Annotated in this window: 24 protein-coding genes; 6 read left to right on the top strand and 18 right to left on the bottom strand. The window is 54.7% G+C overall.

The features are described 5' to 3' along the window. The first annotated feature begins 456 nt into the window (after positions 1–456). Positions 457–630, top strand: a complete 174-nt coding sequence (locus tag HC757_RS00485) for a hypothetical protein (RefSeq protein WP_169562304.1) — start codon at positions 457–459, stop codon at positions 628–630. Between the two features lie 447 nt (positions 631–1077). Here the strand turns inward: HC757_RS00485 and HC757_RS00480 are convergent, their stop codons facing one another. Continuing rightward, a complete protein-coding gene (locus HC757_RS00480; RefSeq protein WP_169562303.1) occupies positions 1078–2028 on the bottom strand; it encodes a 1-aminocyclopropane-1-carboxylate deaminase/D-cysteine desulfhydrase in 951 nt (316 codons plus the stop codon). Between the two features lie 235 nt (positions 2029–2263). Between HC757_RS00480 and HC757_RS00475 the strand changes: the two genes are divergently transcribed. Then, complete coding sequence (locus HC757_RS00475) at positions 2264–2671, top strand: YccF domain-containing protein (protein ID WP_169562302.1); 408 nt, start codon at positions 2264–2266, stop codon at positions 2669–2671. 26 nt (positions 2672–2697) lie between these two features. Here the strand turns inward: HC757_RS00475 and HC757_RS00470 are convergent, their stop codons facing one another. From HC757_RS00470 to HC757_RS00455, 4 genes are all read right to left on the bottom strand, one after another. Further along, a complete protein-coding gene (locus HC757_RS00470; protein WP_169562301.1) occupies positions 2698–3432 on the bottom strand; it encodes an alpha/beta fold hydrolase in 735 nt (244 codons plus the stop codon). Between the two features lie 67 nt (positions 3433–3499). Continuing rightward, entirely contained in the window at positions 3500–4528 is a 1029-nt protein-coding gene (locus HC757_RS00465; RefSeq protein WP_169562790.1) for a DUF2817 domain-containing protein, read from the bottom strand. Between the two features lie 87 nt (positions 4529–4615). Then, positions 4616–5344 (bottom strand): transporter substrate-binding domain-containing protein, encoded by a 729-nt coding sequence (locus HC757_RS00460; protein WP_169562789.1) that lies wholly within the window; start codon positions 5342–5344, stop codon positions 4616–4618. 215 nt (positions 5345–5559) lie between these two features. Next, positions 5560–7281 (bottom strand): AMP-binding protein, encoded by a 1722-nt coding sequence (locus HC757_RS00455; protein ID WP_169562300.1) that lies wholly within the window; start codon positions 7279–7281, stop codon positions 5560–5562. Positions 7282–7639: 358 nt separating this feature from the next. Between HC757_RS00455 and HC757_RS00450 the strand changes: the two genes are divergently transcribed. Further along, positions 7640–8131, top strand: coding sequence for an EVE domain-containing protein (locus tag HC757_RS00450; RefSeq protein ID WP_169562299.1), 492 nt, complete (start codon positions 7640–7642; stop codon positions 8129–8131). Between the two features lies 1 nt (position 8132). Continuing rightward, the gene (locus HC757_RS00445) at positions 8133–8459 is read left to right on the top strand and encodes a hypothetical protein (RefSeq protein ID WP_169562298.1); all 327 of its coding nucleotides are present in this window, start codon (positions 8133–8135) and stop codon (positions 8457–8459) included. Between the two features lie 109 nt (positions 8460–8568). Here HC757_RS00445 and HC757_RS00440 read toward each other — a convergent pair whose 3' ends face one another. Together HC757_RS00440 and HC757_RS00435 are read right to left on the bottom strand one after the other, a co-directional pair. Continuing rightward, entirely contained in the window at positions 8569–9363 is a 795-nt protein-coding gene (locus tag HC757_RS00440; RefSeq protein ID WP_169562297.1) for a TIGR00266 family protein, read from the bottom strand. Positions 9364–9564: 201 nt separating this feature from the next. Beyond that, positions 9565–10479 (bottom strand): LysR family transcriptional regulator, encoded by a 915-nt coding sequence (locus tag HC757_RS00435; protein ID WP_169562296.1) that lies wholly within the window; start codon positions 10477–10479, stop codon positions 9565–9567. 260 nt (positions 10480–10739) lie between these two features. Between HC757_RS00435 and HC757_RS00430 the strand changes: the two genes are divergently transcribed. Further along, positions 10740–11900: a homogentisate 1,2-dioxygenase gene (locus tag HC757_RS00430; protein WP_169562295.1), complete on the top strand. Its 1161-nt coding sequence runs from the start codon at positions 10740–10742 to the stop codon at positions 11898–11900. A gap of 67 nt (positions 11901–11967) precedes the next feature. Next, a complete protein-coding gene (hppD, locus tag HC757_RS00425) occupies positions 11968–13008 on the top strand; it encodes a 4-hydroxyphenylpyruvate dioxygenase (RefSeq protein WP_169562294.1) in 1041 nt (346 codons plus the stop codon). A gap of 86 nt (positions 13009–13094) precedes the next feature. Here the strand turns inward: hppD and HC757_RS00420 are convergent, their stop codons facing one another. The 11 genes from HC757_RS00420 to HC757_RS00370 form a co-directional block, all read right to left on the bottom strand. Next, positions 13095–13256: a DUF3303 family protein gene (locus HC757_RS00420; protein WP_211164213.1), complete on the bottom strand. Its 162-nt coding sequence runs from the start codon at positions 13254–13256 to the stop codon at positions 13095–13097. A gap of 625 nt (positions 13257–13881) precedes the next feature. Continuing rightward, on the bottom strand, positions 13882–14190 hold the full coding sequence (locus tag HC757_RS00415) for a hypothetical protein (RefSeq protein WP_169562293.1): 309 nt from the start codon (positions 14188–14190) through the stop codon (positions 13882–13884). A gap of 544 nt (positions 14191–14734) precedes the next feature. Next, complete coding sequence (locus HC757_RS00410; RefSeq protein ID WP_425313940.1) at positions 14735–15676, bottom strand: FAD:protein FMN transferase; 942 nt, start codon at positions 15674–15676, stop codon at positions 14735–14737. A 58-nt stretch (positions 15677–15734) separates the two neighbouring features. Continuing rightward, the gene (locus HC757_RS00405) at positions 15735–17033 is read right to left on the bottom strand and encodes a DUF3570 domain-containing protein (protein WP_169562292.1); all 1299 of its coding nucleotides are present in this window, start codon (positions 17031–17033) and stop codon (positions 15735–15737) included. Next, on the bottom strand, positions 17024–17239 hold the full coding sequence (locus HC757_RS00400) for a DUF4266 domain-containing protein (protein WP_169562291.1): 216 nt from the start codon (positions 17237–17239) through the stop codon (positions 17024–17026). Before HC757_RS00400 ends, HC757_RS00405 begins: the two co-directional genes overlap by 10 nt. A 3-nt stretch (positions 17240–17242) precedes the next feature. Further along, positions 17243–17725, bottom strand: coding sequence for a TlpA family protein disulfide reductase (locus HC757_RS00395; RefSeq protein ID WP_169562290.1), 483 nt, complete (start codon positions 17723–17725; stop codon positions 17243–17245). A gap of 150 nt (positions 17726–17875) precedes the next feature. Beyond that, positions 17876–19294 carry a sensor domain-containing diguanylate cyclase gene (locus tag HC757_RS00390; protein WP_169562289.1) on the bottom strand — a complete coding sequence of 473 codons (1419 nt, stop codon included), beginning with the start codon at positions 19292–19294 and terminating at the stop codon, positions 17876–17878. 222 nt (positions 19295–19516) lie between these two features. Beyond that, positions 19517–19954: a nucleoside deaminase gene (locus tag HC757_RS00385; protein WP_169562288.1), complete on the bottom strand. Its 438-nt coding sequence runs from the start codon at positions 19952–19954 to the stop codon at positions 19517–19519. A gap of 234 nt (positions 19955–20188) precedes the next feature. Then, positions 20189–20668, bottom strand: a complete 480-nt coding sequence (locus tag HC757_RS00380; protein ID WP_169562287.1) for a P-loop nucleotide/nucleoside kinase family protein — start codon at positions 20666–20668, stop codon at positions 20189–20191. A gap of 10 nt (positions 20669–20678) precedes the next feature. Next, a complete protein-coding gene (locus tag HC757_RS00375; RefSeq protein ID WP_169562286.1) occupies positions 20679–21593 on the bottom strand; it encodes a class I SAM-dependent methyltransferase in 915 nt (304 codons plus the stop codon). Between the two features lie 6 nt (positions 21594–21599). Continuing rightward, a complete protein-coding gene (locus HC757_RS00370; RefSeq protein WP_169562285.1) occupies positions 21600–22289 on the bottom strand; it encodes an N-acyl amino acid synthase FeeM domain-containing protein in 690 nt (229 codons plus the stop codon). Positions 22290–22322 lie beyond the last annotated feature (33 nt).

The raw sequence follows: 22322 nt of genomic DNA, 5'->3' as shown, positions 1-22322 counted from the left end.
TAAGCCGTATTCTGCCACACAGGCCACGCTCCCTAGCCCTGGCTGTGGGCGCCGCGCCGGATACAGAACAATAAATGTTCAGATAAGGCTTGCATTAATCGTCAGCGGTGCTAGTATGGCGGACGTTTTGAGATCCACCTTGTCGTTTGTCTTTTTATACCGACGTTTTCAACGTCCGGTCCTCACAAGAAAATACCAACACTACAAGCTCGACCCTCTCTCGCTAAAGTCACACTGCTGTCATAAAGCTGTGGTCAACTGTTTCATCAAGTCATGGCGTTCGATGTCTGCACTCACAAATGAGTCTTACCTCAGACCAGACTTGATTAAGTGAAGAAAGATGGGTAACCTCGAGACTCACTAGAATTCATCTTTCGCAAAAAAGCTAAGGATATTTTATAGTTATAACTAAATCACCCCAGGGTGAACACGCAAATTTATAAAGGAGTATGCACTATGTCATACAATATTAATGGTCATGAAATTACAGTTAGCTTTCCGGTTGATTCAATTTCAGTAAACAAAACCTCGATTGCTTTTACCGACAGACAAGGTAAAAACAAACAAACCTTTTCCAAGCGCACCGAAGCGCTGACATTTATGAAATGGTTGTTGTCTGCCAACAAATAAGCCTCACAAGCTTAGGCACTGGCGTCGATACCGCCCACATTAAGCGGATTGATGCGATGATTCTCGCCGGACAATCGATAGCAAATCGATTTGAGACTCATGAAAAACTTGCTTAACATCGCTTCTCGGTACTTTTCCCTCTCACTCGTACCGGATGTTAACCGAGAGAGGCAGCGACTCGCAGGAGTAGCCTGGCTCACCCCATAAGACGTTACACATTTGGCTCAGGCGCATCTTATCTCACACAGATCCCGCCTGACCAAATGACTACCCCTCGCACATACCCTCGTCACATACCTTTTGCCCGTCAGCCAACAATGGCCCCCGGCATTCACGGTATCTGCTCGTTCCCGAACATGGCAAGGCTCAGGAGCATAGTCAGGCACATAGGTTGAAGCAGCTCACCTCATATGACTTTAGCACCGCATTAGCGCTGCATTGGCAGTATTAGGGGCCGTATTTACGCCTGTACCTTGGCAACATGCTGTCGTTCCCCAACAGTCCCCCTTGATGCAGGTACATGAGGCGTATCCCTGGCTCGGCCGCCAACAAGCCTTCGACCACCAACCAGCCGAGGGGATCGTACAGGAGTTCGAATTCTATGCCTGTGGCGCAGGCCTGTTTCCACATCCGATAGTACTCAGGGTAGAGCTTGCCGAAGTGATACTTCTTGGCCAAGGGCACTATCCTGGGGTGAAACTCGGTCTCGGGACAGAGCTGGGAAAATTGCAGCCTGAGGTAATCTTCACCGCCGACCACGGCGCAGGTGAGCACCTCGATGTCGGCCTGCACATTCATGAAATACTTGTTCAGGAACAAGGCTGTAGTGCCCGTCCCCGACGGCAGAAACAGCTTAAGCTCCCTTATCCCCTGAGCCTGTACCCAGGTGACGATTTCCTGCCCCAGCTGGCTCACACCGTATTCGGCGTAACCGCAGCGGCCGCCTTCGGGCACGAACAAAATATCCTCATGGCCGGGCAGGACATGCCCGGCAATATATTCGGCGCAGCCGAGGCCGGCGGTCGATGCCAATGGGTCCAGCGCCACTATGTTGGCCCCCATGGCCAGCGCGGCGGCATAGTTGCCGCAGGGCTGCTGCCTGAGCTGGGCGGCGATATGATCGACATAATAGTCCAATTGCCAGCCTTTCAACCTGGCCAGCACCGACAGGCTATAGAGGGAATTGGCCTGGGGGGAACCATGGCCCACCAGCTTGGTGATGCCGGGGAACTCATGGGCGAGGAAATAGGCGAACTTGCGCGCCTTGTTGCCGCTGAAGCCACTTGGGCAGCCGGCAACGGTCGCATCCGGGTGCGCCAGATGCAAGAGATCATCACGCTTGACGTAAACTTGCTTGCCATTGAAAGACACAGTATCGACGGGAGAAGGAGTCTGCATAAGGGAAAGATTAACCACAAGATGGGCTAAGTGTACTCCAGCGGCGCCGCGCTGGCAGCGACTTTCTGCCGCGCCCATGGCTGTGGCATTTTCACCATTTAGTGTTAAAACTCACTATTCCTGTATTCGCCTCCTGGCTCTATTCCTAAAATATCAATAGCTTATATATTGGCATGATTCTGGCTTAACAGGTGCATGAGTCGGGTAAGACACGCTTCACAGCAAGGAGTATTAGATGGCACTACTGAGATTAATCTTCAACATCGCCTGGTTTGTTCTGGGTGGTTTCGTCATGGGACTGGCCTGGTGGCTGGCGGGCATCCTCTGCTTCATCAGCATCATAGGCATCCCCTTCGGGCGCGCCTGCTTCGTCATAGGCGAGATGACCTTCTGGCCCTTCGGTCAGGAACAGATCAACCGCAGGCGCTTAACGGGTCAGGATGACATAGGCACGGGCGCCTTTGGCACCCTGGGGAATATCATCTGGTTCCTGCTGTTCGGCTTCTGGCTTGCCCTGGGACATATCATGCATGCCTTCGCCTGCTTCATCACCATCATAGGCATACCCTTCGGTATTCAGCACCTGAAATTGGCCATGCTCAGCCTGACCCCCATAGGTCAGAGTGTCGTGGCCAGTGACTGACCCAAACGGCGCCGCGGGCCAGAGATTCATGGCGACCGGCGCCTGTCCAGCAACAAGGCTAACAGCGCCTCCGGGTTATCCAGCGCGATATCATGGCCGCAGTGAGGCAGCTCACTGACGTCCAGACGGTAGAAACGCGCCAGCCGATAACTGCAGACAGGGTTCACCAGCCTGTCTTCGCGGCCATAGATGAGCACCAGAGGTACCTCTATTGCCGCCGGCGCCCGAAAGTGCGCCGCCGCCCATACCTGTCTCAGCAGATTGCACCAGCGGGTATGGCTGACGCGGCGCAAATCACTCCACTGGCTTATCAGTCCGAAATCCCTGCCATGCCGGTAGCTGGTCAGCTTGAGAATGAGCGATTCCAGCAGATTGAGGTGTGGGCTCTTCCTGCAATCTATGCAGGCCTTGAGGAGTCCCATGGGACTGAATCTCTGGTACCAGGGGGAAAGATTGGCGGCGCTGCAGTTGAGCAGGAATACCCTGGCGATGCGCTCGGGCGCTTGCCTGGCCATCTCCAGCGCCAGCATGCCGCCCATGGACAGGCCCACCAGATGCAAGTCATTTGCCTGACCCAGCTGCCGCCAGACGGCGTCGGCATAGTCGCGCATATGCGCCGGACTGACTTCATGGGCCAGCTCACCATTGCCCGGCAGATCTGGGGTGATGACCGCCAATCCCTGCTCCCTCAGCCTATGTTCAAACCCCTGCCAATGCCTATGATCCCGCATCAGGCCCCGCAGCAATACCCAAGTCGCCAATCTATGCCTCCTCCAGCCAGGTCTATGTCCGCGCTGCCAACCTTGGCCGCTGCCCCAAAAATAGTGCTTAAGTGCCGACCGCTGGGCCTGGCCCCCTGGAATACCACAGGCGTATCGCCTCCTCTGTGGCCAGTGCCAGTTCGCTCGCCGGCACCCCTTCCAATGCCCTGGCGTAGGCGAGATCCATCATGAACTGCATCAGCACAGTATGACGACGCAAGATCCTATGGTGTCTATGGGTCTTCTGCGGATTGAAGAAGCCCGCGAAGTTAAACACCTGGCGCGGATTTTTCTTGATCCAGGCCCAAGATCCCATCTCCAGGGTGAAGGGCACGAAGGGCGCCGCGCCCGAATGGGATGTCACCAGATAATCCCAGATGTCACCATGGGTGCGGTAGAACCTGCTCTGGGGCGCCAAGCCATAGTGACCATGATGCGGATAACTGGCTTCGAAGACCCGCTTGAGACGATATACGTGACCGACCGCAGGAATGGGCTTATGGGCACCGGCGAAGGGAAACCAGATATGATCTGTCAGGCCGAAGCCCGAATGCGCATCGAGAGACATCAGGCTGGAGCTGCCGGCCAGCAGTTGTTTGACATAATCCACCAACGCCGCCGTTTCCGGCTCCATGCCGTTATGACCCCGGAACCAGGGCAGGCGCGGCGACAACCTCTGCCCCCCCACCATGAAGGTCACTCTGTCGCTGGCCTCTATGGGGGCATTGCGCATCAGGTCGACGCCATTGCCATTGCCCCGGCTGCCCTTGAGCATCCCGACCGGGTTCACCACAGGCACGAAGGCCAGCCTGACCCCGGTCAGCAATTGCTTGAGATGCCTGTCCCAGTCGAGCCGATGCAGCAGACTGGTGAGCAGGGCCAGGATCACTTGGGAGCCGATGCGCTCGACGCCATGTACCCCACCGACAAACAACACGGTCGGGCAGCCCGGCGACTGGCTGCCAAGCTCGACACTGTAGAGCGGCAGGGTCCGGTCAAGATGGGGGATCTCGGCCAACACCCGGTGACGTAACACCGACTCGTGTGCTGCTATCAGCTGGCCCAAGGTATCCAGCTCGAAGGGTGGCCTATGCATAATGTGCTTCATTGAGACAAAACCAAGCGAAATTGTAGCAACACCAGACGACAAATTTATGACATGACGGCAAGCCCAATGCCTGACTCAAGGGGTCTGGCCGAGGTTGTCATGCAGAATTTTGGCAACATCGATCTTCTGCAACCCGGCATCTGTTATTGCCCGCCAGCGCCGACCTTGCGCGCTATTCTGGAAGGCGATATAGAGCTGCTTGTCGGCCAGCAGGCGCCGGTTAACCTGCAGGCGACTGGCCAGGCCCTCGAAGCCACCCTGCTTGAGAATATAATTGAGCACATGCACATCGATCACCGCGGCATCGACCCTGGCGGCGGCCACCTTCCTGACATTGTGTTCATCCGAACTGGAAAACTCCACTTTCTGGACACCGGCCGAGATCATGGCGTCCAGCTCTTCGGTATTCACATAATCTCTCACCACCCCCAGGGTATATTGATTCAGATCCCTGAGCTGCACCCAGCTTATGGGGTGCAACCTCTGCTCGACCAGTCCCAGAGGGCTGCTGCCCAGGGACGAGGAGAACAGGTATTTATCGGTTTTAAAGCCGTACTCGGGGAAGTAACCCACGTATTGGGCATTGGGCATATTGGCCAGCTTGATGGCCCGGCTCCAGGGGTAGAAATCCACCTCCAGCTCATGGCCCATGGCCTCGACCGCTGCCCTGACCACGGCCACGACCGCCCCCTGATTGGCCAGGTTCTGACTCGAGTAAGGCGGCCAGTGTAAAGAGGTCAAATGCAGCACCTCGGCCTGCAGCTGGGGTACCAGACAGAGCATGAGCCAGGCGCAGCGTCGCATCGACTCGAGCAGGCGGGCAAACAGAGTCTGGGTCATGGCTGACTTGGCCGGCATAGTTTAGCTCCTCGGCTGATTGGCAACAGGCTTAGGCGACCGCCCCGAGGCGAGTCCCATCTTGAGTAAATCACAGCTGAGTATAGCGGAACTTTCGCCGGGACAGCGGCGGATGCGCCCTGTCCCGCAAAGCTAACAGATTGATTGGAGGCAATTTAGCATCAGGCGTTAATCGCCCGGTGCAGCTCCTGGTACATGAGTTCACGCATCCTGAACTTCTGGATCTTGCCTGTGACCGTCATGGGATAGGCCTCGACAAACTTGATGTACCTGGGTACCTTGAAGTAGGAAATCTTCTCGGTGAGGAAATGCCGCACCTCATCCTCGCTCAGCTCACTGCCGGGGCGGGTCTTGATCCAGGCACAGACCTCCTCGCCGTATTTGTCGCTCTGTACCCCGAACACGGCGGCATCCTGAATATCCGGATGACGGTAGAGTTTCTCTTCAATTTCCCTCGGGTAGATATTCTCGCCACCGCGGATGATCATGTCCTTGATACGGCCGACGATTTTAACATAACCCTGCGCGTCCATTTCCCCCAAGTCCCCCGAGTGCAACCAGGCCTGTGCATCTATGGTCTCCGCCGTCTTGACCGGGTCATTCCAATAGCCCAGCATCACCCCATAACCACGGCTGCACACCTCGCCCGGCTGGCCCAGGGGCACTGTCTCGCCCAGCTCATCGACTATCTTGACCTCGGTATGCGCCAACGCGCGCCCCACGGTGCAGACCCGCTTCTCCAGCGGCGAATCGATTTCGGTCATGTTATTGATCGGGCTGCATTCCGTCTGGCCATAACCTATGAGCACCTCACGCATGTACATGAGATCTTGTACCCGAATCATCACTTCTTCCGGGCAGGTGGCGCCGGCCATGATGCCGGTGCGCAGGCTGGATAGGTCGTAATCGGCAAAGTCCGGCAGTTCCAGCTCGGCGATAAACATGGTCGGCACCCCATGCAGGCCGGTGCAGCGCTCCCGCTGGACCACTTCCAGCGTGGTGCGGGCATCGAACGACTCCCCGGGAAATACCGCCGCCGCGCCCTTGGCCAGGCACACCAGGCTGCCCAGCACCATGCCGAAGCAATGATACAGGGGCACGGGAATGCAAATTTTATCTTCACAGCTCAGGTTCATGGCCTCGCTCACCAGGAGGCCATTGTTGAGTATGTTCCTGTGGGACAGGGTCGCCCCCTTGGGGTTGCCCGTGGTGCCCGAGGTGAATTGGATATTGATGGCATCTTCACTCTTGAGCCGGAGCGCTATCTCGGCCAGGCGCAGGTATTCGGACTCACCCCCAAGGCGGGTCACGGCATCGAAATTCAGCATCCCGGCCGAGGCGTCGGCTCCAGTGCGGATCACCATCTCCAGCTTGGGCAAGGCCTTGGCCTCGAGTCTCCCCGGCTGGCACTGCCTCAACTCGGGCAAGAGCTCATAGAGCATCTGCAGATAGTTGCTCGACTTGAAGCTGTCGGCGCAGATGATGGCCCGGCAGCCGACGTTGTCCAGCGCATAGTGCAATTCTTCCGGGCGATAGGCGGGGTTGATGCACACCATGATGGCGCCTATCTTGGCGGTGGCGAATTGGGTCAGGCACCACTCGACCTTGTTGGGCGACCAGATCCCCACCCTGTCGCCCGGTGCTATGCCAAGCGCCAACAGGCCCGTTGCCAGGGCATCGACCCGTTGCCTGTATTGGCGGTAACTCCAGCGTATGTCCTGATGCGGCACCACCAGCGCCAGCCTGTCGGCATGCTCTTCGGCGATGCGATCGAAATATTGGCCTATGGTCAGTTCGGTCAGCGCCCCGGCGCTGCTGCCGGAATACAGGCTCTGACTCAAGGGAAACCGTGACTCGGCAACGGCCGGGGCGGTCCCTGACATACGCTGTGGTTGTGAGGGCTGTGATTGTGACTGTGGCTGTGATTGTGATTGTGATTGTGATTGTGGAACTGAAATAGACATTGGGCCTCCATGCTGACTGATTTCTTATTATTGACCCAATCTAACGAAAGCCGGGCCCGGATCACAAGTAAAACCCCAAGGCATTAGACTAAAGACGGGGTGCCCCGGGGAGCGGCAATCCGCTGGCCAGGGTATTCTCACCCAACATCCGCAAGCGTTCCCAGGCTGAACCTGAACTTAACCGGACAGGGACTCGCCCGCAAGCAGGCAAAAAACGCCTTGAGTTCGGCCTCGCTCACCGGGACAATAGCCGCAGTTCCCCACAGCAGGACAGACGATGAACTACTGGTTGATGAAATCTGAACCCCATGAGTTCAGTATCGATGATTTACACGCCAAGGCGCCGCAGGCCGAACCCTGGCAAGGCATACGCAACTACCAGGCGCGCAACTTCATCCGTGACGCCATACAAGTGGGCGATGAGGTGTTTTTCTATCACTCCAGCTGCAAGGTGCCCGGGATAGTGGGCATAGCCAGAGTCACCTCGACAGCCTACACGGATGCCAGCGCCTTCGACCCGGATTCGGCCTACCATGATCCCAAATCCAGCCCGGAGAAGCCACGCTGGCTCAGTGTCGATATCGGCTTCGTTAAAAAATTCGACCGTAACATCAGCCTGAGTGAGATCAAGGCCACACCCGCGCTGGCCGAGATGTATTTAGTCAAGAAAGGTGCCAGACTCAGTATTCAGCCGGTCACCGCAGACGAATGGCAATTTATCTGCCACATGGCGGCAGAGCCAGCGCACCATGAGACAACAGGAGCATAAGATGAACAGCAAGATACTGATACTCGCCACTGCGGCCTTCACCCTGCTCGCCAGTCAGAGCGCATTGGCCAAACACGACGACCATGACAAGAAAGGCAAGGCGTTGCCGCCCGGGCTACAGAAAAAACTCGCCAGGGGCGAACCCCTGCCGCCGGGCTGGCAGAAGAAGTACCACAGGGGCGATACCCTGGAGCAGGATCTCTATGACCGCGGCCAGGTGCGGGTCCCCGTGGGACAAGATGGCAGCATTACCCTGGATATCGAAGGTACCTGGTTCAGGCTCCATGCCGACACCCGGGAGATCCTGGAGATCCTCGGCCACCACTGATGCGCATGAGCAATAAAAAAGTCCCCTAACTCATGAGTTATGGGGACTTTTTTTTATTGGGTGCCATTTATGCGGACAACTGTGTTATCAATTAACAGTTGCCGTCCTATTAGCGGCCGTCCAACATGCGCCCCAGGCCGCCCAGCACAGAACCTTCACCCCTGTCGCTGCCGCCGCTCGAAGGCGCATGGGCTATGATGCGATCCGCCATACGCGAGAATGGCAGGCTCTGCAGCCATACGGTGCCATGGCCGGACAGGGTCGCCAGGAACAGGCCCTCACCGCCGAACACCATGGACTTGAGCGAACCGGCCCGCGCTATGTCGTAGTCGATCCCCGGGGTGAAGCCAACCAGACAGCCGGTATCGACCCTCAGGGTCTCGCCCTTGAGTTCTTTCTTTATCAGGGTACCGCCGGCATGCACGAATACCATGCCATCCCCCTGCAGATTCTGGAGTATGAAGCCCTCACCGCCGAAGAAACCTGTTCCCAAACGGCGGTTGAACTTCATGCTGACCTTAGTGCCCAGCGCCGCGGCCAGGAAACTGTCTTTCTGGCAGATGAGTTCTCCTCTATGCTCGGCGAGATCGATAGCCAATATGGTGCCGGGATAAGGCGCGGCGAAGGCAACTCTGCGCTTGGCCTGCCCTTGATTGGTGAAATGGGTCATGAAGATGCTCTCGCCGGTCAGTACCCGCTTGCCGGCCCCCAGCACCTTGCCGAAGAAACCCGACTCTGGCTCAGAGCCATCGCCCATCTTGGCTTCGAAGCTGATGTCCTGCTCCATATAATTCATGGCACCGGCTTCGGCGATCACAGTTTCATTGGGGTCCAGCTCCACTTCCACCAACTGCATGCTGTGGCCCTTGATCTCATAATCCACTTCGTGGCAACGTCTGCTCATCATCACTCCTTGGCGCTTGCGCACCTTGCTGGTTAATTACTTGGCCCTGTCTTCATCCACCTGGATCCGTCGCGAGCCGAACCCTTAGCCTATGACATAAAATGTCATGGTGACAAGTTTTTTATCTGCCGCGCCTTTTCCCTAAAAATTCGTCCCTTCATTGCCGGCCGCGATTTGCGGCAGCCAAGACTCAGTCCAAGTTTAGCCCAGGCCAGGATCCGTCAGCGGCTGCGCCTTGGCAAACTCTTCGAGGATAAGCTCAGTGAACAGGCGTCCCGCCCGTCCCAGTGGCCGCTCCAGGGTCGACACCAGCTGCGGGGTGAAACGATAGCGACTGCCACCGACGAAATCGACCTCCACCAGGCTGCCCTCGGCCAATTCCTCATGGATCAGGAAGTCCGGCATCCAGCCGAAGCCCAGCCCCTTGAGCAAGGCGTTCTTCTTCATGATGAAACCGGAGAGATAGAACACCTTGTCACCACCGAACTGCAGCTCGTCCCTGTTGCTCTTCACCGGCGATGAGTCGTCTATGGTCAGCTCCACATGCTGCTGCAGTTCGGCCAGGCTGATGCCACGCATCTGCGTCAGGGGATGGCCTGCGCCCGCCACCAACACGCTGGTAATGTCCGGCAGCGCCTGGGGATGATAATAGGGGCCGGTGCGATAGTCTTTCACCAACATGAGATCGGCGTTGTCGCGCTCGAACCTGTGCTGCACCCCGCCGAGGAACTCCATGTTGAGCTGGATCTTGGTGGGGATCTTATGCTCGGCCATGCGCTTGAGTGCCGTCATTATGGGTTCCATCGGCAAGGCACCGTCGATCACCAGCTCCAACTTAGGCTCCCAGCCCTCGCTGAAGCGGCTCGCCAGATGTTCTATATTGGCCAGATGTTGCAACAACCTTTGGCCCTCGGCCAGGATCACCTGACCCTCGGGCGTCAATTCGGCACGGTATTGCTCACGGTTGAACAACTGTACTCCCAGGTGTTCTTCGAGCTTTTTTACCTGGTAGCTGACGGCGGATTGCGCCTTATGCAGCCGCTCAGCGGCCTTGGCGAAACTGCCCTCCTCCACCAGCACCTGCAATACCTTGAAGCTGTCGACATCGATCCGCATGTTCTTCCCTTGGTTTCACCTGCTTATTCATTAACTTATGGCGTTTTTATCGCCAAATCCGTAACGCCAAGATTACCATCTTATTTTTTGATTGAGATGCACCATTTATTATTCTTTTTTTTGTTCATCTGAGCAACTAAATTGAGAGATAGATCAGAGTACAGGCTCATTTCGCGAACTCTGTGGTGCGGATACGGCACCAGAGGCGCACACCAGAGTCGATACAGATAACCAGCGACCCAGTTCGAGGAACAGCAAAGATGCCATTTTATGTGAAACAAGGGCAGATCCCCCACAAACGCCATATCGCGTTTGAAAAAGAGAACGGCGAACTTTACCGTGAAGAGCTGTTCTCCACCCATGGCTTTTCCAATATTTATTCCAATAAGTATCACCACAACATGCCGACCAAGGCATTGGAAGTGGCGCCTTATGCCCTGGGTCATGGCGAAGCCTGGGACGACCCGCTGATCCAGAACTACAAGCTCGACTCTCGGGTCGCCGACTGTGAAGGCAACTTCTTCAGCGCCCGCAACAAGATATTTTACAATAAAGATCTCGCACTCTACACCGCCAAGGTGACCCGGGACACGGACGAGTTTTACCGCAATGCCTATGCCGATGAAGTGGTGTTCGTTCATCAGGGTCAAGGTACCCTCTACAGCGAATATGGCACCCTGGAAGTCAAGCAATGGGACTATCTGGTGATCCCCCGCGGCACCACCTATCAGCTTAAGTTCAGCGATTACGCCAACGTGCGCCTGTTCGTCATAGAGTCCTTCTCCATGGTGGAAGTGCCCAAGCATTTCCGCAACGAATACGGCCAGTTGCTTGAGTCTGCGCCCTATTGTGAGCGTGACATCCGCACCCCGGAACTGCAGGATGCCGTGGTGGAGTCCGGCGTCTTCCCGCTGGTGTGCAAATTCGGCGACAAGTATCAGCAGATGACGCTGCAATGGCACCCCTTCGATCTCGTCGGTTGGGACGGCTGCGTCTATCCCTGGGCCTTCAACATCACGGAATACGCGCCCAAGGTAGGTCAGATCCACTTGCCACCCTCGGATCATCTGGTGTTTACCGCCCACAACTTCGTCATCTGTAACTTCGTGCCGCGCCCTTACGATTTTCATCCCAAATCCATTCCGGCGCCTTACTACCATAACAACATAGACAGCGACGAAGTACTGTATTACGTCGATGGCGACTTCATGAGCCGTACCGGCATAGAAGCGGGTTACCTGACCCTGCACCAGAAAGGCGTGCCCCACGGGCCACAGCCGGGTCGCACCGAGGCCTCCATAGGCAAGAAAGAAACTTACGAATACGCGGTGATGGTCGATACCTTCGCCCCGCTGCAACTGACCGAACATGTACACAAGTGCATGAGCCCGGATTACAACCGTTCCTGGATTGAAGATTAGTCTCAATCCCAACGCAAGGTCATCGCAGAATGGCCGGCAAGACGATAATTGAAATGAGGAAAGTACCATGGCAAGCGAACAGAACCCACTAGGCTTATTAGGTATCGAATTTACCGAATTCGCGAGCCCTGACAGCGATTTTATGCACAAGGTCTTCATCGACTTTGGCTTTTCACTGCTGAAAAAGGCAAAAAACAAAGACATTCTGTATTACAAGCAGAACGACATTAACTTCCTGCTCAACAAGGGCCGCGAAGGCTTCTCGGCCGAGTTCGCCAAGTCCCACGGCCCGGCAATCTGCTCCATGGGTTGGCGCGTCGAAGATGCCCAATTCGCCTTCGACACCGCGGTAGAGCGTGGTGCCAAGCCGGCCGAGCCTGCCGGCACAGACATGCCTTACCCGGCGATCTACGGCATAGGCGACAGCCTGATCTATTTCATCGATACCTTCGGCGCCGACAATAACATCTACGCCACAGACTTCGAAGATCTGGACGAGCCGGTGATCACCCAGGAGAAAGGCTTCATGGAAGTCGATCACCTGACCAACAATGTCTATAAAGGCACCATGGAACACTGGGCCAACTTCTACAAGAACATCTTCGGTTTCACCGAAGTGCGCTACTTCGACATCAGCGGCGTACAAACCGCCCTGGTCTCCTACGCCCTGCGCTCTCCGGACGGCAGCTTCTGCATTCCGATCAACGAAGGCAAAGGCAACGACAAGAACCAGATCGATGAATACCTGAATGAATACAATGGTCCAGGGGTACAACATCTGGCCTTCAGAACCCGTGACATAGTGGCCTCACTGGATGCGATGGAAGGCACCTCGATCGAGTGTCTGGACATCATCCCTGAGTACTACGACACCATCTTCGACAAACTGCCACAGGTGACAGAAGACAGGGAGCGCATCAAGCACCACCAGATCCTGGTGGACGGTGACGAGTCGGGCTATTTATTGCAGATCTTCACCAAGAACCTGTTCGGCCCTATCTTCATCGAAATCATCCAGCGCAAGAATAACCTGGGCTTCGGCGAAGGCAACTTCAAGGCATTGTTCGAGTCTATCGAACGCGATCAGATGCGCCGCGGCGTGCTCTAAGCCTGAATAAGGCCATGGCTGGCCACTGAAATGAAACGGCACCCACTGGGTGCCGTTTTTGTTACTGCCAAGCTGTCACCGGCCCTTCAGGCTATCGCCTCAAGCTCGACCCGCACCACAAACAACTCTGTGGTGAGATTGTCGGGCGTTTGCCATTGACCGAACACTTCCAGGATCCGCTGCTGCGCATTCTCGTACTCCACAGCCGAACCCTGTGGGCGCTCAAGCCAACTGCTCATATATTTCACAGCTTTATCCTCCTGCGTCTCTATGCCGCCATCGCCAAACGGCTTGGCGCCACCGCCATAAAGCTAAAGCCGAGTCCATTCTTCACTGGAGCAGACCGAAAGCGCGCGGGATCGCAGGAAATACTGTGACGGATTGAGGATTGAGGATTGAGAATCGCTTGCCTATACCAGTCGCTCGAGTGAGCAGAACTTAGCCAGACATTCACGGCGCTGGCTAACTATATTCAGGCCACTTATGCTCAGGCTAACTATGTTCAGACTAACTATATTCAGGCCACTTATGCTCAGGCGAACTAGGCTCAGGCGTACTATGCCGGATGACGACTTCATTGACCGGCTTCAGGATAGAAGCAGACTCAAATTGCTCTTAACCTCGCTAATATAGCCTAGTGCCTGATTGAAAAGTAACTTGCATCATCTGGAGGCATATCCGGTAACCCACCCAAAACTTAGGTATAGAGCGGACCATTTACTCTAACGAGAAAGAATACCGCCCCAATTTATCCAGATTTATCCAGATTTATCCAGATTTATCCAGATTTATCAAGAATCAGGTTCAATGAAAAAAGACATGGCTTTTTATGTATCAGCCCTGCAAACGATTCATGTAATAGTTATGATTTTTCTAGCCTTTATTATCCAATGCCTCTGAAAAAGAAATCGGACTCGCCTTAATCTTTCTCATCAAGCGTGTCATCCTGGTATCGTATGAAGACATGCATCTATCGGATGAATCCAGTGCTCTTTTCTTGATTTCATCTGAAATAGCCCATTGCCACTCGGCATGGTATTTATATGTTTTGTCTGCTAATTCAGTGCATAACTCTAGATCACTGAACTTGGCAACTCTTTCCTCTGGTTCACCTAAAAATACCGTACAGGCAGACAGGCCCATTAATAAAGCGGAGCCAAGCATTAATTTATACTTTTTCATTTTACCTTCTATACAGTTCTTAAATAATAATATGATGTAAACCTGACTCAGCCAATGTGGCATGGGGAGCCGTATCAACGCCCACAGCGCAGGCCGTCCAGCGCAAGCCCTTGGGGATGAAATAAATTAAGTTTGCTCCAAGAGTAATTACTGGGCCCTGGCGCCATGACGGCTGAACAAGCACACCCAAAATATGCTCTCAAAGATAACACCCAAAAAGAGGAATATAGCCCCAGCGACCGGAGCCCCGAACCTGTAGCAGGCGATTGCAGCCAACAGAAATAACAGTGTAATTGTGATTCTCTTCAATGACGTCAACATTCTCTCCCTGAAATCCCTGGCTCCAGCCAACACTCAACCTTTTACAGGTACGCACGAGCATATGTACCTGGATTCAGGCGACTAGGTTATCACAAGCTGCTGTTATGTAAAGTATTCAACTTGTTATTCCAGCGGGCACGCGCATGCGCTTCTATCATTGAAGCGCAATCAAAACTGTGCGTTAAGCGCTAAGGGAACACAGGGGCTGACAGGACGCTATGCCCTATCTGAAAACCTTGAAATACACTTGCTGCTCGGCCAAAAAGGCTTCCGCCTGTTCACCCTTGAGCATGGCCATGGTCGCCAGCATGCCGGCGGTCACGCAGTTGGGGCCAAGCACTGTGACTGAGCGCGGCGCCCCCACCACGGGGTAACCGCTGCCGGGATCTATGATATGGCCATAGCGCACCCCGGCCTTTTCGATGAAACGCCGGGTATCGCCACTGGTCGCCAGCGCCCCCTGGCGTATTTGCAATACCGCGGCGGCGCTGTCCAATGCCTGTGGATCCTCTATGCCTATTTGCCAGGGTGCCTGGCTCTCGGGTTTGGCAATGGGGCAAGCGATATCACCGCCGAAGTTGACCAACACAGACAAGCTGGGCCAGGCCCCGGCGAGCATGGATGCGACCCTGTCGACCGCATATTCCTTGGCGATGCCGCCAAAATCCAACTGCATGTCGGCAGGCAGCTGCAACTTCTGTGCTTCCAAGCGCAGCCTTGAGAAACCTATGCGTTTTCTTGCCGCCTCTATGGCATCTTGTGCGGGAATTTGCCCTTTGGCCGTCGCGTCGAAGCGCCACAGCGCCATCAAGGGACAGGCGCTGATATCGAATTGGCCATCACTCAGGCTGAAGCATTGTCCGGCAAATTGCAGCAGGCTATGGGTCTCGGCATCGATGTCGACTGCGGCCCCCTGGCTGTGATTGAGCCGCCAGAGGTAGTTGCCCTCGATGAAACGGCTGTATTTCGCCTCGATGCGCTGGGCCTCATTGGCGGCCAGCGTCAGCATCTGCCGCGCAATCGCCTCGTCGTGACTGGCGATCAGCAGCTCGCAGGGGCTCGCCATGGCGCGAAACTGCCCCAGATACCCCCATGGCCGCGAAAGCAGCTTAAGCTCGGGGGCAATAGCGCCTATGGTTGGAGTCTTCCTGGCATTTGGCGACATCTTAATGGCAAATTTCCTCATGGGTTTCCCTGTCTTCCCTGAATGCCTGAGTACTGGGCTAGAATGAATAGCCAAACTGCGCCACCACCGCCTTGACTGTGGGGAAGAGGTCATAGTTATTCAACTGGCCAAGCAGCTCTGTGCCGTTGTTTTCCGGGTTCTGCTGATAGTACTCGAGCCGAAAACTCATCTCATTCCCGCCCGCGAGCCGCTGACCGAATTTAAGCCCCAGAGTATAGCCCGTCATATCCCCTATGCGGTAATCCGCGCTGGCATAGTCAGGCAACGCCTCTGTGACCACGAGAAATGGCCGGTAGAAATTGGCCGCTTGCTGTTGATAGTAACGCAGATGCAGCTGACCATAGACATTGCCGCTGAAATAGTAACGGTAATGGCTGTCCAGGGTGTGCGACTGCAGATCCCAATCGTCTGAGCTGAAACGGTAGGAAAAGTCCACCACCCCAGAGTCGAGTGCCCCCTTGGCCAGCAGATAGAAACTCTGCTTCAACCGGGAATCCGGGCGGTGCTCATAGCGATAACTCTGAGTCGTGCCTGTGCCGTCGACCTGACTGAGCATCTTGTAGGGATCTGTCAGGTAACCGGACACGCTCGACAGGCTGTAATTGGCTTGCACTAACCAGCGGCTGTTCAACACTTGGGTCACACCCAGCATGAGATCCAGGGTTTGCTTATTGTCCGAGCTGTCGATGCGGGTCTTGTCAAACGCCGCCCTATAGGCCGCATCCGAGTCGAAGTCCTGTCTCAACGCCATGGCAGAAAAGGCCACGGGACGACCGCCAACGGGATCCACCTGATCATAAGTGTAGGAGCCGGATAAAGATAAGCTGGTGTTATCTTTGTTGAAACTTCGCTCTATGCCGCCATTGAGGCCCATAGACATATAGTCAAATTCCTTGGAGCCATAGAGGCCGCCATTGGCCTTCCAGTCGGGCGACAGGGTCTCGGTCCAATTCAGGCTGCCTTGGACGCGGGTGTCATGAAAGGTGTCATCCAGCGGGGTCTCGGCGGCAGCGACCACATATTGGCCATTGCCCGAAGGGCGGGTGAAGGTCTGGCTCTCTCCCTGTGGCACAGCGCCCGATGCCGAAGCGCCGGTGAGACTGTCGGCGACCAACTTGATATCCAGCACTGATGTATCACCGAAGGCCTTCTGCGCATTGCCAATGGCTTCGACGGCCTGTACCCGGCTTTGCTCACCGTAATACAGGATGGCGGCATCGACTTTCCAGTCGTCCAGTAGGCCAGCAGGCGCGGCGGCTTGGGCTGATTGTCCTACCAAACTGCAACTGGCCATGGCCAGGGCACCGGCGATATTGCGATTCTTGGTCAGTTGCATCCACAACCTCCGCCGGCAAATGCCCGGCCACCACTGCTGCCTTCCTTGCTGAAATAAATATGATCGTCCAAGGCTAAATCATTTTTCTCGCTGTCGAGCGCCATGTCGGCACGGGCCAACTGAGCCCTCTCCCAGGGCTCGACCCCAAAGCTGGCGCAGCCGGATAAGCTGGCCATGACTGCCAGGGCTAATATGGTTTTTTTCATGGGTTATTCCTTCAATAGGGTGACGAGCTCATTCTCGTAGGCATCGGCATGCTCGGTGAAAAAGCCAACATGGGTCTGCACCAGCTCACCTTGCTTGTTAAACACGAAGCTGCTGGGCATGCCTTGTAAATCAAACTTGTGGGCAACATCGCCGTCGGGATCGAAACGCAGGTTGAATGCGGCTGGCATTTTGGCAAGAAAGGCATCGGCAAGCGCCTTGTCACTATCCAGATTCACGGCGACAACCGCCAAGCCCAGGGCCCGATACTTGGCATGCATTTTTGTCATCCAGGGAAAGGACTTACGGCAAGGCCCGCACCAGGAGGCCCAAAAATCCAGATACACAACCCGGCCCTTAAACTCTTCGAGGCTAACCTGCTGACCTTTATCGTTTTGGACATTATTGGATAGGGAAGGCGCTGCGAGCGCGAGCTGGGATAGGACACTGGTTGATACCAAGGTCAACAACAGGAGGATTTTTCGCAATTTAATTCCTTATATGATGCGCCGGACGCATAAACGTTATCGAGCATCCGCTATTTCCATGCAATCTATGGGGCCAAGCTTAAGGCTTTATTAACACTGTTGCTGACTCGGGGAAATGCGCCCCGGCAGCTTACGTTAGGCTGGCGATCATCACTGCGCCTCGAAACAGACAATGCGGTTTTTCCCCTGGCGTTTGGCGCGGTACAGCGCCTTATCGGCCAGCTGCAACAGTGACTCTATCCCCGCCGTTTGGCTATTTTCCACCAGCCCTATGCTGACGCTGCAGTGAATCATGTCTCCCGCCACGGCTATCGGCGTGTCGACAAAGCTGCTGCGGATGCGCTCCAGCACCGGCTGCGCCTGTGCCAGGCCTATATCGCCGAGCACCAGAGCGAACTCCTCACCGCCGAGGCGGGCGGCAATATCATCGCTGCGGCAATTATTGCGCAGGATCTGTGCCAATGACTGGATCACCCTGTCACCAACGCTGTGGCCATGGGTGTCATTGATGGCTTTAAAATTATCTATGTCCAGCATGGCGACACAGACGGAAGTCGACTGCGCCTTGGCTTTCGCCTCCAACGCTTGCAACAGAGGTTTGAAGGAACGGCGATTGAACAACCCGGACAAGGGATCCAACTGCGCCTCTTTCTCGGCACTCAGCTTGTCTCTTTCCGATCTATGCAGCTGGGCGTGTTGCAGGGAGATGCCGAAGAGGGTCAAGGCACAGGACAAGACGAAGGCCATCATCTCGGTATTGGTTTGTGCCTGGCTCTCGCCGACAAACACCCCGAAGCCATGGGCCGTCGCCAGGATGATGAACAACAAAGACAGGCTGCTCAGCAGTCCGAGGTAAAAACGCGTGAGTTCGAAGGCCAGCACCACCAGCAGGGGCGGGATCAGATAAAACAGCCAGCCGAGATCCAAGTAAATCCCGACCATATAGAAGAGCGGCAGCCCTATGATGGGAAGCGCTATGTGGCGCCAGCGCCCGATAACCCATGCCTGAGGTTCGAGCCAGCCGTTATAAATCTGGTATACCAACAAGATGCCGAGAATATCGGCAAAAAAGAATAGCTGCGCCATGGTCGGCAACGACGCCCAGGGAATGTAGTCTCCTGCGGCTAAATTTGCCGATAACCACAGACTGGAGAGCAGAACCGGGATGACCCCGGCCAAGAGCACAAACTTCAACAGATCGCTGGCGTTACGCGTCCCCGAGGGCAGGAAAGCTTGCAGCAGAAGGAATCCGAGTGCCGGCGCGAGCATGTCGCCCAGGGCCGCTACGCAAATATGCATCAGGGACTTCAGCGGCGCCGCGTCCACAAACATACCGGGAGAGTTCACCACCAGGCTGGCCAAAAAGATGTATGCCAGGGCTTTCAGGCGCCAGGTGAGCAGCATCACCAGAGCGATACCCGAAGGCAGCCAGATCAAGGTGATGTTTGACGGTTGTAAACTGAGTAAGCTTTGCCCGAGGAAACCGGCAAGGCAATAGATAACACCGGAAAAGATAAGCCCTAAACTGCCATTTTCCAGTGAAAACAATCTATTAACTAAAGACTTCAATCAAACCCCAGAGATCAGGCATTCAGATGAGCCTACTATAACCAATTCCGGTGCGAATTGGTTAGCCAATACTGTTCATCCCAGGCTGGCGAGCACAGTGAGCTTAAGCAGGGGAATACCCAGGTCATAGGAAGCTGCCGAGGTTAGCCCACAGTGGGGCTGACGCCTTCATTCCCCCTTTGCCCCTGGTTCCCCGCTGCCGACTCCCCGCTGCCGGGCGCATTACTCCCCTATATCTTCGTTCCACAGCGCCGGGTTTGCCGAGATGAAGCTTGCCATCAGGTGTTTGCACTCGGGGTTATCCACCACGGTAACCTCGACACCACGGGATGCAACATACGCTTCCGGCCCCTGAAAAGTCACATTCTCGCCGACTATGACCCTGGGAATGCCATAGAGGAGCACGGCACCGCTGCACATGTCGCAGGGGGACAGGGTGGAATATAAGGTTGCCCGGCGGTAATCGGCGGCGCTGAGGCGGCCGGCATTTTCCAGGCAATCCATCTCGGCATGCAGCACCGAGCTGCCTTGCTGTACCCTCCTGTTATGACCGCGGCCGACAATCTTGCCATCGAGCACCAACACAGAGCCGATAGGAATGCCCCCCTCGGCCAACCCCTGCTTGGCTTCGTCAATCGCGGCGGCTAAAAATTCATCCATCCTGATATCCTTAATGAAGTTAGGTTATTTTCATGGGGCCGGCAGCTAATGCCTATGCCTCCGTTTCGACGTCATCAGCCCAGGCACCCGTGACACCCATGCCACATTAACATACTGATCTCCACTCGAAGTCAGCTAATAGCCGCAATGCTCATGGTTAAACGGCGAAAATCCATCATAGGTGAACTGACATCTGCGAGTAACCCAGGCAGGCATCCGGCCCCCATGGATACCTTACAGAATATTCAGCCCTTCACTGCTACTCGGGGCTTCAAAATAGTGGGTCACCTGTTTGAACATGGCCTCCGTATCGAATGCCGCCCTCTCGGGTTGTTCCGTGCGTCTTTGACCAATCTGCTGCAAGCATTGGGCATCGCTCACATCGAGATACACGAGTCGATGCTGGGCCTTGATTTCTGCAGCCAAGGCGAGAAACCACTGCCTTTGAGCCCGGGTATTTGCCGGAAAATCCATCACCACATTGGTACCCGTCGCCAGGATATGCTGCACATGGGCTTTAACCAAGGGCTTCAATTGAGCCGAATATTTGAGGTAGTCAGCGAACGACGCGATTTGTTGGGGATACAAGGATGACAGCCATTCATCCTCGGACAACAATACCGCATTCTGCTCCGTTGCGATAAGCCTGGCTTGAGTCGATTTTCCGGCCCCCATCTTGCCGCAGAAGAACACCAAGGTGCCTTTTTCTCTCATGCTTCCTCCATTAGTCCATATCGGCCATCTTGGCTTTAGTCTCAAAATGCCCAACAACCAGATACTCACCGGTATGAAAACTATGACGACCTGGCTGAGTCACATATTTTTGTTTTAATTCTTCGGTACCCGCATAGGACATTAACGAGCATTGGTACTGGGCTAAAAAGTCCTCGACGGCTTCACTTGGCAACATCCACTTGATAGGTTCGCCCACCATTTTCAGGTAACCGAACAGCAGAGAGCGCATGTTATTTTTGGGGCTGCCCTTGGGTTCCAAACAGGTGAAAATAACTGAACTGTCGGCATAGGTTGACTGAGAAATAGCATTAAACATCTTGTCTATGTCACTTTGTTCCAAGTACATTAACACCCCTTCACTGATAAACAGGGTTTTCTGACTCGAATCGAAGTGCTCAGAGTCACTCAATGCCGATTGCAACTCTTGCTTGGTAAAGTCAACACTCAAAAAATGGAAGTTATTGCGACCCATTAACTGCGCCGCCAATGCCCGGGATTTTAGCCTATGGGTTTGTGGATGATCGACCTCAATAAACTCGACATCAGGGTAACGACCACTTAGTTGGTATGCCAAACCGTCAAAACCTGCCCCCAAATTCACGACTTGCGTGACCCCATTGGCAATGGCATCCAGAGCGGCCTCTTCAATATATTTTTTTCTCAGGGCATAGTGCAAGGTGATCCCGGGTAATAATAGGGCTTCACGCAACTTAACTGACCACTTTGCAGATGGTTTATCTATTTGTTCTAAGCGCTTCTTGCCTTCAGCTGATTGAGACAATATCAGTTCGGCAAAGTCCACCTGCTCTTGCGCAACAAGCGCGGAAAATTGCGTGCGTTTGGCAACATAAAGTAGCCCTTGCAACACGGTAAAGGCCGTTAGGCTAGCTTGGTTTTCTTTCATGACTTTTTACACCTGACTCAGAAAGGATTCTTCATTGGCTTGCGGCACAGCGACAAACTTGCTGTCCGGTGTGACAGCATCTGGGCACACCCCAGCCAACATCTTGCTTAACCCCACTCGATCAGGCATGACTGAACCAAAGGCCCATGCGTTCAACTTGGCTAATTCAATCGCCACAGGCACTACATACTCACCAATTTGTGCCACCCACACAGCCTCAGCCAACACTTGATAACCCAATTTTTGGTATATCGCCAATTGCTTCTTGTTTACACCGGCCAGTATATGAGTGGCATGGTGCATAACGCCGAAGGCACAACAGACTCTGATCAATGCCTTAAACACATCCCGACGATGACGCCATTCTTTAGCGATCGCCAACATGCCCGCCCCACCAAATTTCACTTTGCCATGGTATTGCTCGCTCACTGCCGCGCGATATGCCGAGTAATCGAATATGCTGTCAGCCGGTAACTTAATTTCACTGTCAATATTGGCCCGCATGGTGCCTATCGCTTCTCCCTCTTGATAGGCCACGACAATACCTGCATGGGGAATTGCATCAAACTGGTCCACTATCAGATCGCTATGCTCTGCCTTAAAATAGCCCTCTTCTCGAACATAAACCTGATACCTTAACTTGTAAGCATCCTGCAGCTCTTTGGCTGTTTGTGCTATTTTCACATCAATGGTCATAACGTCTTATAATCCTGGCCCGATAAACTAGAT

The sequence above is a fragment of the Shewanella salipaludis genome (assembly GCF_012911865.1).
Taxonomy (GTDB): domain Bacteria; phylum Pseudomonadota; class Gammaproteobacteria; order Enterobacterales; family Shewanellaceae; genus Shewanella; species Shewanella salipaludis.
The sequence above is the reverse complement of the archived record's forward strand: the minus strand, read 5'-3'. Positions and strand labels throughout refer to the sequence as shown.

What these genes read in the sequence shown, in the direction of transcription:
- HC757_RS00480 (WP_169562303.1), bottom strand. Translation starts at nt 2,028, where the DNA reads ATGCAGACTCCTTCTCCCGTCGATACTGTGTCTTTCAATGGCAAGCAA.
- HC757_RS00370 (WP_169562285.1), bottom strand. Translation starts at nt 22,289, where the DNA reads ATGACCATTGATGTGAAAATAGCACAAACAGCCAAAGAGCTGCAGGAT.
- HC757_RS00455 (WP_169562300.1), bottom strand. Translation starts at nt 7,281, where the DNA reads ATGTCAGGGACCGCCCCGGCCGTTGCCGAGTCACGGTTTCCCTTGAGT.
- HC757_RS00435 (WP_169562296.1), bottom strand. Translation starts at nt 10,479, where the DNA reads ATGCGGATCGATGTCGACAGCTTCAAGGTATTGCAGGTGCTGGTGGAG.
- HC757_RS00465 (WP_169562790.1), bottom strand. Translation starts at nt 4,528, where the DNA reads ATGCATAGGCCACCCTTCGAGCTGGATACCTTGGGCCAGCTGATAGCA.
- HC757_RS00375 (WP_169562286.1), bottom strand. Translation starts at nt 21,593, where the DNA reads ATGAAAGAAAACCAAGCTAGCCTAACGGCCTTTACCGTGTTGCAAGGG.
- HC757_RS00485 (WP_169562304.1), top strand. Translation starts at nt 457, where the DNA reads ATGTCATACAATATTAATGGTCATGAAATTACAGTTAGCTTTCCGGTT.
- HC757_RS00410 (WP_425313940.1), bottom strand. Translation starts at nt 15,676, where the DNA reads ATGTCGCCAAATGCCAGGAAGACTCCAACCATAGGCGCTATTGCCCCC.
- HC757_RS00440 (WP_169562297.1), bottom strand. Translation starts at nt 9,363, where the DNA reads ATGAGCAGACGTTGCCACGAAGTGGATTATGAGATCAAGGGCCACAGC.
- HC757_RS00400 (WP_169562291.1), bottom strand. Translation starts at nt 17,239, where the DNA reads ATGAAAAAAACCATATTAGCCCTGGCAGTCATGGCCAGCTTATCCGGC.
- HC757_RS00445 (WP_169562298.1), top strand. Translation starts at nt 8,133, where the DNA reads ATGAACAGCAAGATACTGATACTCGCCACTGCGGCCTTCACCCTGCTC.
- HC757_RS00450 (WP_169562299.1), top strand. Translation starts at nt 7,640, where the DNA reads ATGAACTACTGGTTGATGAAATCTGAACCCCATGAGTTCAGTATCGAT.
- HC757_RS00430 (WP_169562295.1), top strand. Translation starts at nt 10,740, where the DNA reads ATGCCATTTTATGTGAAACAAGGGCAGATCCCCCACAAACGCCATATC.
- HC757_RS00415 (WP_169562293.1), bottom strand. Translation starts at nt 14,190, where the DNA reads ATGAAAAAGTATAAATTAATGCTTGGCTCCGCTTTATTAATGGGCCTG.
- HC757_RS00380 (WP_169562287.1), bottom strand. Translation starts at nt 20,668, where the DNA reads ATGAGAGAAAAAGGCACCTTGGTGTTCTTCTGCGGCAAGATGGGGGCC.
- HC757_RS00460 (WP_169562789.1), bottom strand. Translation starts at nt 5,344, where the DNA reads ATGCGACGCTGCGCCTGGCTCATGCTCTGTCTGGTACCCCAGCTGCAG.
- hppD (WP_169562294.1), top strand. Translation starts at nt 11,968, where the DNA reads ATGGCAAGCGAACAGAACCCACTAGGCTTATTAGGTATCGAATTTACC.
- HC757_RS00405 (WP_169562292.1), bottom strand. Translation starts at nt 17,033, where the DNA reads ATGCAACTGACCAAGAATCGCAATATCGCCGGTGCCCTGGCCATGGCC.
- HC757_RS00385 (WP_169562288.1), bottom strand. Translation starts at nt 19,954, where the DNA reads ATGGATGAATTTTTAGCCGCCGCGATTGACGAAGCCAAGCAGGGGTTG.
- HC757_RS00475 (WP_169562302.1), top strand. Translation starts at nt 2,264, where the DNA reads ATGGCACTACTGAGATTAATCTTCAACATCGCCTGGTTTGTTCTGGGT.